A 13,735-nucleotide genomic window follows, 5' to 3' on the forward strand; every position below is an offset into this window, starting at 1 on the left:
CCCCACGGCGAAATAGGGACGGCAGGCCAAGCTGCCCATATCCTTTTTTATCCGCCGTCGGGCGGTGCAGTCCAGCATAACCCGGTCGCGATAATCCGGCGCCGGGCAGGACCAGTGCAGTTCTTCCTCGATCCGGTGGCGCAATACGTCGGACGCCGGTTCGCCATGGCTGACATGGATCAGTTCGGAAACCGTTGCGCCATCCAGTCACGGCCGCGCAGCATCGCGTCCAGCGGGCCGAAGGCGCACATGTAATGTCCGGTAAAGCCGGTCGCCTCGACGCGGGCGAACATGTCGGTGAAATCGACGATGCCCTCGCCCGGCTGCATGTGCCGTTCGTATTCGCCGTTGCTGTCGGCCACCCGTACCTCGCCCAGCCGGTCCACCGGCATGGCGTCGAGGAACCCGGCGATGCCCTCCGGCACCAGGGTTGCGTGATTGATGGTGAAGGACCAGCGCAGCGCCGGCGAATCGATGGCGTCGAAATAGTACAGGCATTCCTCGACATTATGGGCGAGGTAATGCACTTCCGCCCGGTCCGGCTCCCAATTGAGGTTTTCCAGCAGCAGTTGCACGCCTTTCTCCTCCGCGTAGCCGGTGGCCCGCTTCAGCCGTTCCAGCCCCGCCGCCATGCGCAGCGGCTTGTCGTCTGTGAAGTGATAGCCCGCATGCACCTCCACCCAGGCCGCGTTCAGCCGCGCCGCCGCATCGATATAGGCGCGCAGGTATTCGTCCGCGGCGTCGCGCAGGAAGGGCGAGACTTCGGCGATGTTGACCGCCGATAAGGTATGCAGGCCGAGGGTCACGCCGGTTTCGGCACAGCGTTCGCGGATCGCGGCGCAGGCGGGTTCGGTAAACCGCTCCAGCGCGTTGGGCGCGATGTCGATCCGCGTATCGATATAGCGCACGCCGTTCGCGATTGCCCATTCGACCGCGTCTTCCGTCGGCAGCTTGTTCCCGGTGTCGATGCCGATCCGGTCCCTGATGTCGCTCATTTTTCCGCCCCCCCTGTGCCGCGATGCATAGTACCGCTTCGCCCTTCGCGATCAATGGTCCCGTGACAATTCGGTCGGCAACGAAGTATCATTCGGGCGGATTGCCCTATATTCCGTGCCCATGCTCACCATCGACACCTCCATCATTATCGGACTGACCTTCCTGCTGGCCGGGCTGGTCAAGGGCGTTATCGGGCTGGGCGTGCCGACCGTGTCGCTGGCGATCCTGACCGCGACCCTGGGGCTGAAGCCGGCGATGGCGCTGCTGCTGTTTCCGTCCTTCGTCACCAATCTGTGGCAGGGGCTGGTCGGCGGCGCGCTGACGGAAATCCTGAAACGGCTCTGGCTGATGCTGGTCATGGTCTGTATCGGCACCTGGTTCGGCGTGTCGGTGCTGGCGGCGGCGGACGCGCGAATCATGTCGGCCGTGCTGGGCGGCGTTCTGGCGCTTTATGCCGGCGTCAACCTGCTGCGGTCGCAGGTGCCGGCGCCGGGAAAAGCGGAAATCGTCGTTTCTCCGCTGATCGGCGCGGTGAACGGCGTGCTGACGGGCATGACCGGATCCTTCGTGGTGCCCGGCGTACCCTATCTGCAGGCGCTGGGCCTGCCGCGCGATGTGCTGGTCCAGGCGATGGGCGTGCTGTTCACGGTTTCCACCGTGGCGCTGGCGCTGTGCCTCGGCGACCGGCAGCTTCTCACCCTGGAGCTGGGCGCAACCTCGCTTGCCGCCGTCATCCCGGCGCTGGTCGGCATGGCGGCCGGTCAGCGAATTCGGCGGCGCCTGTCCGAAGCAGTCTTCCGTAAAGTGTTCTTCTGCGCTTTACTGGCGCTCGGAATCTATATCGCCGGGCGGGCCCTGATCTGAGCCCCGCCTGTTTCAGGGGGAAAACACAATGAAAATCACAGGGGTCGACATTCTTGTCGCCGGCGCCGGATGGCGTAATTTCAACTTTCTGAAGATCAGCACCGATGAAGGGCTGACCGGCTGGGCCGATTTTTCCGAAGGCAATGTCGGCGGAATCATCGCGCCGCTGATCCGCATGATGGGGCAGCACCTGATCGGCCGCGACCCCCGGAATGTCGTGCCGCTGATGGAGGAGGTCCGCCGGCGCAATTACGGCGTCGCGATTGGCGCGGCGGCGCGGGCGCAGGGCCCCATCGAAAACGCGCTGGTGGATATCAAGGCCAGGGCGCTGGGCATTCCGGTATACGAGATGCTGGGCGGCGCGATCCGTAATCCGATCCGCGCCTACTGGTCGCATTGCGGAACGTATCACGCAAACAACTGGGAAGTGATCGGGCAGGAACCGCTCCGGTCGCTGGACGATGTCGTGAAGCTGGGCCGGAAGGTGAAGGAATCCGGTTTTCATGCGCTGAAGACCAATATCCTCATGTTCGACCGCGACATCCCCTATATGTACGGGCCGGGATGGGTCGGCGGCAATGGCGACCGGGACCGCAATCCCACCCGCGCCGTGATCCGGGCCGCAATCGACCATATGTCCGCCTTCCGTGAAGGGGCCGGGCCCGGTGTCGGGCTGCATCTGGACACCAATTTCAATTTCCGCATGGAAGGCTTCCTGCGGCTGGCGCGGGCGCTGGAACCGCTGGACCTGGAATGGCTGGAGGTCGACAACTTCGATCCCACCGCGCTGGCCCAGGTGCGCCAGGGGACGCGAACGCCTATTGCCTCCTGCGAAACGCTGACCGGGATGAAGCAGCTTCGCCCCTTCCTGGACCACCAGTCGGTCGATGTGGTCATCACCGACATCATGTATAACGGCATCCTCGATTCGCTGCGCATGGCGGCGCTGAGCGATGCCTATGACATCAACGTGGCGAGCCATAATTACGCCGGCCCCGTCGGTACGCTGATCAGCGCCCATTTCGGCGCGGTGGTGCCCAATTTCCGCGTCATGGAAATGGATTACATCCAAGTGCCCTGGGCGTATGACCTGCTGACCGAGAAACCGGTGGTCGAAAACGGGCACATGACGCTGCCGACCGGACCCGGCTGGGGGGCGGAAGTCAATGAGGACGCCATCAGGGAGCACCCGCCGATTGCGGCGAAGCCCGGTCCCGTGTAACCCGGCAAGCTGTTGCCGCGACAACTGTCAGGCGGCGACGGTGATCCCGCCATCGACGACGAACTGCCCGCCGGTCGCATAACGGGCGGCGTCCGAGGCCAGGAAGGCGATCATCGGCGCGATATCCTCCGGCGTGCCAAGCCGGCCGAGCGGGATCGCGCGTTCCATCGTCTCCCGGCGGCGGGCCGGGTTCGGATGATCGTCCCAGTCCGGCGTCTGTTCCAGCGCGCCGGGGCACACCGCGTTGCAGCGGATGCCGTGCCTGGCGTAATGCACCGCGATATGCCGGTTCAGCCCCAGCAACCCGCTTTTTGCGGTCATGTAGGACACATTCGCCGACCGGCCGCTCAGCGCGGTGATCGAACTGACGATCACGATGGCTCCGCCGCCGCCCTGGCGCAGCATCTGCGCGAGGGCGTGCTTGCAGGTCCGCACGACGCCGCGCAGATTGACGTCCTGGGTCAGCTCCCATTCCGCCATGTCCAGTTCCGGCAGATTCACGTCGGTCCGGTGCCGCTGGATCCCCGCATTGGCGACGACGCAGTCCACCCGGCCGAACGCCGCGGCGGTTTCTGCGATCGCCGCTTCGATGTCGCCTTCAATGGTGACATCCGTCGGAATCGCGATTGCCCTGCCGCCCGTACCCCCGATTTCCGCGGCCACCGCCGCAATGCCCGCCTCGGGGATGCCCGCCAGCGCGACCGAAGCGCCGCCTTTGGCCATGAGCCTCGCGGTGGCTGCCCCTATCCCGCTGCCGCCGCCGGTGATAAGAACTGACCGACCTTTGAATTCCGTCATCCCCGATCCCCTGTTTCGTCCCGTGGACGTCTGAGCGTCCCAGCCGTTGCGACCGACTATAGCCATCCCATGCCCATGCTTCCCGGATTTTTCGACCTCACCCTGCTGGCCGCGCTGGCGACCGTCATCGCCGCCGGGCTGTTGCGCGGCTTTGCCGGCTTCGGTTCGGGCATGATGATGGCCCCGGTCTTCGCCCTGCTGTACGGCCCCGTCCAGACCGTCGCCATCGTCATCCTGCTGGATATTGTCGTGACCGCGCAGCTGCTGCCGGGTGTCCGGCGCGACGTGCAATGGCGTTTCGTCCTGCAGATGGGCTTCGTCGCGGCGCTTTTCATGCCGCTGGGAAGCTGGCTGCTGGTCACGGTCGACGCGGCGTCCATGTCCCGCGCCATTTCGCTGGCGGTGCTCGCCTTCGTGGTCATATTGGCGACGGGGTGGCGCTATCACGGCGAACGGCGCGCGCCGGTAACCGCCCTTGTCGGGGCGATATCGGGCACGATGATGGCGGCGACCAGCCTGGGGATGCCGGCCGTGATGCTGTACATGCTGGCGGGAAAGGGCAGCGGCGCCGCCGCCCGCGCGAATGTCACCGGCTATTTTGCGGTCACACTGGCCGCGCTGGTCGTGATCATGCTGTTTTCCGGCCTGGTGAGCGCGAATGCGCTGCTGACGGCCGCGATCCTGCTGCCCGCCTATATGCTGGCCGCCTGGACGGGATCGCGCCTGTTCCGCGGATCCAGCGAGGTGTGGTACCGAAGAGTCGCCCTGATCTGTCTGTGCTGCGCCGGGATCATCGGACTGATCGGATAGGTGGATACGCGGACAGGCGCTACGGGTTCTGGATCGCCAGCCGGACGCCCAGCGCGATCAGGACGGTCCCGGCGGCTCGCTCCAGCCAGCGCCCGACGCCGCCCCCGCGGACCAGCAGGCGGCGGACCTGCCCGCCGGCCAGCCCCGCCGCGCCCATGACGACGAACGACACGGCCATGAAGATCAGCCCCAGCACGGCAAGCTGCAGGGCGACCGGCGCACCGTCCGGCGTCACGAATTGCGGCAGGAAGGCGAGGAAGAACAGCGCCACCTTCGGGTTCAGCAGGTTCATGACGATGGACTGGCGGTAGATTCCCGCGACCGGCTGGGCCGGGGCGTCGCCGCCGGGGTGGATACTGCCCCGCGAGCGCCACATCGCAACCCCGAGCCAGATCAGATAGGCCGCGCCGGCCATCTTGATGAGTGTAAAGGCCATGGCGGAACCGGCGACGATCGCCGACAGCCCGGCGGCGCAGAGCGCGATATGGCCGATGATGCCGGTGCAGAGCCCCGCGGCGGCGGCCAGCCCGGCGCGGGGTCCCTGCGCCGCGCCGCGCATGACGACATAGACGATATCCGGCCCCGGCGTGACGCCCAGCAGGGCCGACGCCGCGATGAAGGCGAGGAGATTGGCTGTTTCCGGCATCTGTGGCCTTCTGAATTGCCGGTTCCGAAACGATGCTTGACCGGAACCTTACGCTACAGGGCGTGCAGGGCCCATCCCCCGGCCGCCGACAGCAGGACGACCAGCCAGGGCGGCAGTTTCCAGAACACCAGCAGGGTGAATGCCGCCATGCCGAGCGCGAAGTCGGCGGCGGACAGGATGCCGCTGGTCCAGACCGGGCTGTACAGGGCGGCGAGCAGCAGCCCGACCACCGCCGCGTTCACCCCCAGATGCGCCACCGGCCCGCCGAAGGACGTGAAGCCGAGCCCCAGGAAGGTCAGGAAGACCGTCGCGACGGACTGCCGCGCCGCGCCCGGGTTATCTTGATTCATTTCAGTCATATTGTGCTATTTCCCCCCGCAAATTACGCCCGCGCCGCATGCGTATGCGCCTTTTTGCAGACTATCATTTGGATACCGGCCTGAAATCGGAAAGATTATGGGCAATTCAGGGCCGCGAAAACAACATGGCCACATTTGATCCTTCGTCGTTGAAACCCATTTCCGATGGGCGTAGTGTCCTCGGCGTTTGCCCGGTGGCCGGGTTGGCCGCTACCCCACTTACCGAGAGTAAAGATCATGCCGTTTCTCGCTTCGCGCCTGTACCGTATCAGCCCTTCCGCGACCGTGGCCATCAACACGAAATCGCAGGAAATGAAAGCGGCGGGCGGCGACGTGATCGGCCTTGCGGTCGGCGAGCCGGATTTCGATACGCCGGAACATATCCGCAAGGGGGCCCAGGTGGCGATGGATACCGGCAAGACACGCTATGCCGCGCCGGCCGGCCTGCCGGAACTGCGCCGCGCGATCGCCGCCAAGCTGAAGCGCGAGAACGGAGTGGAATACACGCCCGATCAGATCGCCGTCGGCGCCGGCGGCAAGCAGATCATCTTCAACGCCTTCACCGCCACGGTGGATGACGGCGACGAGGTTATCGTGCCCGCCCCCTACTGGGTGACCTATCCCGACCTTGCGCGGCTGAACGGCGGCGTACCGGTATTTGTCGAATGTTCCGCCGAAGCGGACTTCAAGATGACGCCGGAACAGCTTGAAGCGGCGATCACGCCGAAGACAAAATGGCTGGTGCTGAACAGCCCGAGCAACCCGACCGGTTCGGCCTATTCGCCGGCGGAACTGCGCGGTCTGGCGGATGTGCTGCTGAAGCATCCGCAGGTGTGGACGCTGACCGACGATATCTACGAGCATATCCGCTATGACGGCATCGAATTCGCGACGCTCGCCGCCGTGGAACCGCAGCTGTTCGGCCGCACCCTGACCCTGAACGGGTTTTCCAAGTCCTATTGCATGACCGGCTGGCGGGTCGGTTACGGCGCCGGGCCGAAGGTGCTGATCGACGCGATGAACATGTTGCAGTCGCAGAGCATCACCAGCACCTCGACGATCAGCCAGTGGGCCGCGGTCGAGGCGCTGAACGGCGACCAGAGCCATATCGAACGGAACAACAGGATTTTTCAGGAACGCCGCGATCTGGTCGTTTCCATGCTGAACCAGGCGGCCGGGCTGACCTGCCGCACCCCGGTCGGCGCATTCTACGTCTACCCGTCCTGCGCCGGGGTCATCGGCAAGAAAACCCCTGCCGGCAAGGTGATCGAAACCGACGAGGATTTCGTCATCTACATGCTGGAAAGCGAAGGCGTCGCCGCCGTGCACGGCGCGGCGTTCGGATTGTCGCCGTTCTTCCGCATATCCTACGCTCTCGCCACGGATGTGCTGGAAGACGCCTGCCAGCGTATCCAGCGCGCCTGCGCGTCGCTGCGCTGAGGGCGGGCGGGAACGATGCGGATTGTTGCCTTTGGCGCCGGCGGGGTCGGTGGTTATTTCGGGGGAAGGCTGGCCCTTTCCGGTGAAGACGTCACCTTCGTGGCGCGCGGCGCGCACCGCGACGCCATTCGCGACAAGGGTCTGCGCATCGCCCGGCCGGAGGGCGACCTGCTGATCAAACCGGCCCGGGTGACGGACGATGTCGCCACGCTGGACCCGCCGGATTACCTGCTGTTCGCCGTGAAGCTGTACGACACGGAAACGGTCGCCGAAACCTGCCGTCCCCTCGTCGGCCCGAACACGACGGTGGTGTCGCTGCAGAACGGCGTCGAGGCGGTGGACATCCTGAACGGCGTATTCGGCCGCGACCGGGTGCTGGCGGGCATGGTCGGCGTCGCCACCTATATCAGCGAACCCGGCGTCGTCACCCAGACCGGCGCTTTTCATTTCATGGCCATCGGCGAACAGGACGGCACGCGGTCGGATCGTGCCGTGGCGCTGGAGCAGGCCTGCAAAAAAGCCGGGTTGAACATCAAGCTGTCGGACGATATCGAGGTCGATATCTGGCTGAAGTTCATTTTCCTGTCGGCGCTGAGCAGCATGACGGCGCTGACGCGGCTGCCGAACGGCCCGCTGCGCACCACCCCGGAAACCCGCGACATGTTCCGGGCCTGCATGGAGGAAGCCGCCGCCGTCGGTCGCGCCAGGGGCGTCAACCTGCCGGATGACGTGGTCGAGGACCGCATGAAACTGTGGGACGGCATGCCGGCGGAAATGGTCGCCTCCATGGCGCATGATCTGGAGAACGGCAAGCGCATCGAGATGGCGCGGCTGGGCGGCGCCGTGGTGCGGCTGGGCTATGAAATGGGCATTCCGACGCCGACGCAATCCTTCCTGTGCGCCGCGCTGACGCCGTATCTGGACGGTCCGCCGAAACAGGTTTCTGACAGGTAATTCCGCGACTTCGCCCCGTTCCGGGCAGTTGCGCGGCGTCCGGCGGGGTATACCCCACAGTTTTTCCCTTGCCATGACCATGGCGACCCCTGACAATTATACCAGCACATTCAGGGAGCGACGCTTCGGGAGTGTCGGAGCGTCATAAAGGCCGAGACAAACCGCAAGGGAGTCAGTCATGCCTGGAAAAACGCCATCCGCCCCGCGTTGCGCCGCCATCGTCGGGCCCTACCTCACCGGAAAAACCACCTTGATGGAAGCGCTGCTGCACACCTGCGGCGCGATTCACCGCCGAGGCTCGGTCAAGGACGGTAATACCGTCGGCGATGCGTCGCCGGAAGCGAAAAAACACAGCATGAGCACCGAAATCTCGGCGGCGGCCGCCGAATTTCTGGGCGAACGCTGGAGCTTTCTCGACTGCCCCGGTTCCATCGAATTCATGCAGGATACCTACAGCGCATTGAAGGTTGCCGATGTCGCGGTGGTCGTCGTCGACCCGGAACCGGAACGGGCGCATGCGGTCCAGCCGCTGCTGCATTTCCTCGATGCGAACGACATTCCGCACATGATCTTCATCAACAAGGTCGATCACGCCCATGTGCCGGTGCAGGCGGTGCTGGAATCGCTGCAGGGCGCCTCCAGCCGGCCGCTGATCCTGCGCCATGTGCCGATCCGCAAGGACGACCGGATCGAAGGCTATGTCGACCTGGTGTCCGAACGCGCCTATGCCTACAAGCCGGGCGAAAGCTCCGACCTGATCGAAATTCCCGAGGCCATGCAGGACGTCAATAACGAGGCGCGGCAGGAGATGCTGGAAGAGCTTGCGAATTTCGACGATCCGCTGCTGGAAGCCCTGCTGGAGGATTCGGTTCCGCCCAGGGACGAGATCTACGCCTATCTGACCAAGGACCTGCAGGAAAACACGGTGGTGCCGGTCTTCATCGGCGCGGCGGAGCAGAATGCCGGTGTGCTGCGGCTGATGAAGGCGCTGCGGCACGAAACCCCCGATCCGTCGGTAACCCTGGCGCGACTCGGCGACGCCGATGGCGATCCGCTGGCGCAGGTATTCAAGACCTTTCACATGCCGCGCGCCGGAAAGCTGTCGCTGGCGCGGATCTGGCGGGGCACGGTCCGCGACGGCGCGCATTTCGGCGACAACCGGGTCGGCGGCCTGTGCCGCCTGATGGGCTACAGCCAGGAAAAGCTGAGCCAGGCGGAAGCCGGCGAGATTGTGGCGCTGGGCCGGATGGAAAACGTCCGGACCGGCGACGTGCTGACCCCGGACGGTATCGCGGCGGGCGCCATGGCCTGGATCGAGCCGTTGAAGCCGGTCTATGCGCTGGCCATTCACCCCGAAAAGCGTGACGACGAAGTCAGGATGTCGGCGGCGATAACCCGGCTGGTCGAGGAAGACCCGTCGCTGGTTGTCGAACACGACCCCGAAACGCACCAGATGCTGCTGCGCAGCCAGGGCGATATCCACCTGCAGGTCGCGACGGAAAAACTGCGCGACCGCTACAATGTTTCGGTGACGACGGAAATTCCGAAGGTTCCCTACAAGGAAACCATCCGCAAGCCGGTAAAGCAGCATGCCCGGCACAAGAAACAGAGCGGCGGCCACGGCGAATTCGGCGATGTGCAGGTCGAAATCAAGCCGCTGCCGCGCGGCAACGGGTTCCGGTTCGACGAAGTCATCCATGGCGGCTCGGTGCCGAAGAACTATATTCCGGCGGTCGAGGCGGGGGTGAAGGAATATCTCACCGAAGGGCCGCTCGGCTTTCCCGTCGTCGATCTGTCCGTCACCCTGTTCGACGGTCAGGCCCATGCGGTCGACAGTTCCGACATGGCGTTCCGGCGCGCCGGCATCCTGGCGATGAAGGACGGCCTGCCGCAGTGTTCGCCGGTCCTGCTGGAGCCGGTCTGCAAGGTGACGGTGTCGATTCCGAACGAATTCACCGCCAATGCGCAAAGCGTGATATCGCGCCGGCGCGGGCAGATTCTCGGATTTACGCCAAAAGAAGGCTGGACATCCTGGGACGAGATCGATGCCTATATGCCACAATCCGAATTGCACGACCTGATCGTCGAGTTGCGGTCGCTGTCGCAGGGGATCGGGTCCTATGAATGGCAATTCGACCATTTGAACGAACTGGCCGGGCGCGAAGCCAGCCAGGTTCTGGAAGCAAGGAAGGAAACCGGATGATCGACATGGACAAGGCCGCCGCCGCCCTGATCGGCGCAAGACTGGGAAACACGATTCTGGACAGTTTCCCGGGCGGCAGCTTTCCCGCCGATGTCGATGAAGCCTATGCGGTGCTGGACCGCATCGCCGCGAAAATGACCGCGCCGGTCGTCGGCTGGAAGGCGGCGCTGACCAATGACGAGATCATGAAGAAAATGAACGCGACCGCGCCGGCCTGCGGTCCGCTGTTCGAGCCCTATATCGCCAGTTCGCCGATGCGCGTCGCTCTGCCGGCTGAATCCGGTCGCGGCCTCGAATGCGAATTCGCCTTTCGCATGGCGAAGACGCTGGCGCCGCGCGCCGAACCCTATACCGATGCGGAAGTCGCGGCGGCCGTCGCCACCATGCATCCGGCGATGGAAGTCGTCGATGTCCGGGTGAAGGACGGATTCGCCCATGGCGCACGCGGCATTATCGGCGATTTCTGCGCCAACGCAGCCCTGGCCCTGGGACCCGGCGTCGAAGACTGGCAGGGTATTGACCTGGCGGCCAGCGAGGTCGAACTGCGGGTCGATGGCGAGTACGCCGTCACCGGGGTCGGCAGCGCCGTACTCGGCAATCCGCGCAACTCGCTGACCTGGGTTGCGAATTTCCTGTCCGGGCGCGGCATCGCGCTGGAGGCGGGCCATGTGGTCACGACCGGCAGCACGATGGGCATTTTCAACGCCCCCGCCGGCAGCACGGCAGTCGCGGATTTCGGGACGCTGGGACAGGTGGAAATCACCTTCGCGTAATTCCCTCACCGCTCTTTGATTTGGTGCACGGCCGGACTGCCCCTAGATTAAGGTAACAGGGCAATCCGACGGAAAAGGAGAACGCTATGCATGTGATCCGGAAAAAGGGATGGGAACTGCCGGAATCGGCGGCAACGGACGAATCCGTTTTCCTGCGGCGGCGTGAACTGGTGAAGGCGATGGGTCTGGCGCCGGCCTTTCTCGCGGCGTCCGGCCTGCCCGGGTTCGCCGCGGACGACCCCGCCGCCGATCCCACAGCGGATCTGTATCCGGTGATGCAGAACCTGCGCTACCGGCTCGACCGCCCGGTGACGGAGGAAAAATGGGCGACGACCTATAACAATTTCTACGAATTCGGCTCCCACAAGCAGATTTCAGAAGCCGCGCAGGCGCTGAAAATCCGCCCCTGGACCGTGACATTCGACGGGCTGGTCGAAAAGGAAATGACCGTCGATTTCGACGAGCTGATCCGCAGGATGCCGCTGGAGGAGCGCCTGTACCGGCACCGCTGCGTCGAGGCCTGGTCGATGGCGGTGCCCTGGTCCGGCTTCCCGATGAAGGCGCTGGTCGATTTCGCCCGGCCGCTGAGCGGCGCCCGATACGTCGCGATGCAGACCCAGGCGGACAAGGAAACCATGCCGGGGTTGCAGGAATTCTGGTACCCTTGGCCCTATACCGAAGGGCTGACGATCGAAGAGGCGACCAACGAGCTGGCGTTTATCGCCACCGGGCTGTACGGCAAGCCGATCCCCCGGCAGAACGGCGCGCCGCTGCGCCTCGTGACGCCCTGGAAATACGGCTTCAAATGCATAAAGTCGCTCGTCCGTGTCACCTTTACCGACGAACGGCCGGTCGGTTACTGGGAAAAGCTGCAGGGCGCCGAATACGGCTTCTGGGCGAATGTGAACCCGGAAGTGCCGCATCCCCGGTGGAGCCAGGCCGACGAGCGCGTGCTGGGCACCGACGAACGGGTGCCGACCCTGCTGTATAACGGCTATACGGAATTCGTCGCCGACCTGTACAAGGACATGAAGGGCGAAAAGCTGTACATGTAGGGCGGCTCCGCGTGACGCTTGATAAACTGGTCTTTAACGCATCGCCATGCATAATCCCCGTGGCGAAGACGACGGCGTGGGGGAATTTGGCCGGTGGAAGGCGAATTTTCGGTTCTGGTCGAAAAATCGGGCGCTATCTTTGAGGCGGATGGCGCGCCCGATGTCGTTCGCTCAATGCTGCCCCTGAATCTCGAGGCCGCCAACCTCCACCGCCTGTTTCCCAGGGATCAGCAGGAATTCGCCAGCGAAGTCCTCTCCCTGGGGGCCAGCAATACCGAAGGCCGGATCACCGGGATTACGCTTGTCAGCCTGCGGGGCCGGCGTTCGCAATGCCATCTCACCGTCCGGCCGGCCGAGCCGGGTCGCTGGTGGTTCCATTTCGTCCCGGCGATGACCGAAACGATCCGCCCGCCGTCGATGATCTGGGTCGATTATTTCGATTCGGTCAGTTATCTCGTTGACCACGCACCAGAAAAGCCAATTGAACTGATGATGCTGAGCATCGCGGCGCTGGAAAATCCGGCGGTGACCGGGCGCCTGGGCAAGGACGGCATGGACGAGTTGCGTACCGCGATCGAGGCAAAACTGAGCGGCCACGCCATCGACGGCAATGTCGGCCGCCTGGGCAACAGCAGCTATGCCGTTGTCTACGACGCCGATAGCGATATGGATGACATCGTGGATGACGTCGCCGCCGCGACGGAGGCCATGGGCATCGGCGCCGACGAACTGGGGCTGCGGACAAGGACCCTCGCCCTGGATACGCCGGCGCAGGGAACCGAATCGGTGCGGACCGCCCTGGCGCATATCCGCAATTCCTTCCTGGGCGACGATGACGATGATGACGACTTCGGCGGCGGCGCGACAAGCCTGACCGGGGTCATGGATCAGATCGAGCTCAGCAAGACCCGGCTTCTGGCGGCGCTGGACGCCGGCGATATCGCGCTGGCGCATTATCCCGTCGTCGCCCTGGCCGATGGAGTCACCGCGTTGCACCTCATCCATGGCACGCTGATCGTGGATGGTAAGCCGGTGGCGGCCAGCCAGCGCCTCATTCTGGGCGACTATCCCGGCCTGACGCTGCGGCATGACCTGGCAATGGTGCGCGAGGCCGTGCTGGAGATCGCCGCGACCCGGAAAACCGGCCAGACCCCGGTTCCGGTGATTATCGATGTCAACGCCGCGGCGCTGTCGGACGACACCTTCGTTCCCAGCGTGACGCAGATGCTGCAGGTCGCCGCCGTTACACCCGCGACAATCGGTTTCCGGGCGCTGTCGCTCGACCTCGCGAAACAGTCGCTGCCCGGTTTCCAGAACCTGCTGAAGCTGCTGCAACGCGGGCACAGCGTCTGGCTGACGCGGTTCGCCAACGCGGTAACGGATGCGCCGCTGGACGGCGCCTTTGTCGAAGTGACCGCCACCTATCTGCAGCGGCTATGCGACAATCCGGAAGGCCGGGACCTGGTGTCGCAATTGCTGCAGGTCTGGCGCAACGCCGGGGTGCAACTGGTCGCGGTCGACGTGCAGTCGCCCGACCAGCGCGCCTTCGTGAAGGATCTCGGGATCGGTTACGCCGTCGGCCCGGCCGCCGCCGGCTGAAGCGTCGCCGCGCGAT

12 protein-coding genes and 1 pseudogene are annotated in these 13,735 nt (G+C 64.6%); 9 read left to right on the forward strand and 4 right to left on the reverse strand.

Annotated features, from left to right (window positions below; genetic code table 11):
• Positions 1-179: 179 nt before the first annotated feature.
• Positions 180-995: a sugar phosphate isomerase/epimerase family protein gene (locus WD767_13595; protein ID MEX2617125.1), complete on the reverse strand. Its 816-nt coding sequence runs from the start codon at positions 993-995 to the stop codon at positions 180-182.
• 121 nt (positions 996-1,116) lie between these two features.
• On the opposite strand from WD767_13595, the gene WD767_13600 reads away from it, so the two are divergent.
• On the forward strand, positions 1,117-1,860 hold the full coding sequence (locus WD767_13600) for a sulfite exporter TauE/SafE family protein (GenBank protein MEX2617126.1): 744 nt from the start codon (positions 1,117-1,119) through the stop codon (positions 1,858-1,860).
• 28 nt (positions 1,861-1,888) lie between these two features.
• Positions 1,889-3,082, forward strand: a complete 1,194-nt coding sequence (locus WD767_13605) for a mandelate racemase/muconate lactonizing enzyme family protein (GenBank protein ID MEX2617127.1) — start codon at positions 1,889-1,891, stop codon at positions 3,080-3,082.
• Between the two features lie 27 nt (positions 3,083-3,109).
• Here the strand turns inward: WD767_13605 and WD767_13610 are convergent, their stop codons facing one another.
• Complete coding sequence (locus WD767_13610; protein ID MEX2617128.1) at positions 3,110-3,880, reverse strand: SDR family NAD(P)-dependent oxidoreductase; 771 nt, start codon at positions 3,878-3,880, stop codon at positions 3,110-3,112.
• A gap of 69 nt (positions 3,881-3,949) precedes the next feature.
• Here WD767_13610 and WD767_13615 point away from each other — a divergent pair, with 69 nt between their 5' ends.
• A complete protein-coding gene (locus WD767_13615; GenBank protein ID MEX2617129.1) occupies positions 3,950-4,690 on the forward strand; it encodes a sulfite exporter TauE/SafE family protein in 741 nt (246 codons plus the stop codon).
• 19 nt (positions 4,691-4,709) lie between these two features.
• On the opposite strand, the gene WD767_13620 is transcribed toward WD767_13615, so the two are convergent.
• Positions 4,710-5,336 carry a LysE family translocator gene (locus tag WD767_13620; GenBank protein MEX2617130.1) on the reverse strand — a complete coding sequence of 209 codons (627 nt, stop codon included), beginning with the start codon at positions 5,334-5,336 and terminating at the stop codon, positions 4,710-4,712.
• A 53-nt stretch (positions 5,337-5,389) separates the two neighbouring features.
• Positions 5,390-5,590, reverse strand: a pseudogene (locus tag WD767_13625) (chromate transporter).
• A 342-nt stretch (positions 5,591-5,932) separates the two neighbouring features.
• On the opposite strand from WD767_13625, the gene WD767_13630 reads away from it, so the two are divergent.
• From WD767_13630 to WD767_13655, 6 genes are all read left to right on the forward strand, one after another.
• Positions 5,933-7,135 (forward strand): pyridoxal phosphate-dependent aminotransferase, encoded by a 1,203-nt coding sequence (locus WD767_13630; protein ID MEX2617131.1) that lies wholly within the window; start codon positions 5,933-5,935, stop codon positions 7,133-7,135.
• Between the two features lie 15 nt (positions 7,136-7,150).
• On the forward strand, positions 7,151-8,089 hold the full coding sequence (locus WD767_13635) for a 2-dehydropantoate 2-reductase (protein ID MEX2617132.1): 939 nt from the start codon (positions 7,151-7,153) through the stop codon (positions 8,087-8,089).
• Positions 8,090-8,267: 178 nt separating this feature from the next.
• Positions 8,268-10,292 carry an elongation factor G gene (locus WD767_13640; GenBank protein MEX2617133.1) on the forward strand — a complete coding sequence of 675 codons (2,025 nt, stop codon included), beginning with the start codon at positions 8,268-8,270 and terminating at the stop codon, positions 10,290-10,292.
• Positions 10,289-11,065, forward strand: a complete 777-nt coding sequence (locus tag WD767_13645) for a fumarylacetoacetate hydrolase family protein (protein MEX2617134.1) — start codon at positions 10,289-10,291, stop codon at positions 11,063-11,065. The genes WD767_13640 and WD767_13645 overlap by 4 nt, the downstream gene beginning before the upstream one ends.
• A gap of 86 nt (positions 11,066-11,151) precedes the next feature.
• A complete protein-coding gene (msrP, locus tag WD767_13650) occupies positions 11,152-12,120 on the forward strand; it encodes a protein-methionine-sulfoxide reductase catalytic subunit MsrP (GenBank protein ID MEX2617135.1) in 969 nt (322 codons plus the stop codon).
• 93 nt (positions 12,121-12,213) lie between these two features.
• A complete protein-coding gene (locus WD767_13655; GenBank protein ID MEX2617136.1) occupies positions 12,214-13,719 on the forward strand; it encodes an EAL domain-containing protein in 1,506 nt (501 codons plus the stop codon).
• Positions 13,720-13,735: the final 16 nt, after the last annotated feature.

It is taken from the genome of Alphaproteobacteria bacterium, assembly GCA_040905865.1.
In the GTDB taxonomy this organism is placed as follows: domain Bacteria; phylum Pseudomonadota; class Alphaproteobacteria; order UBA8366.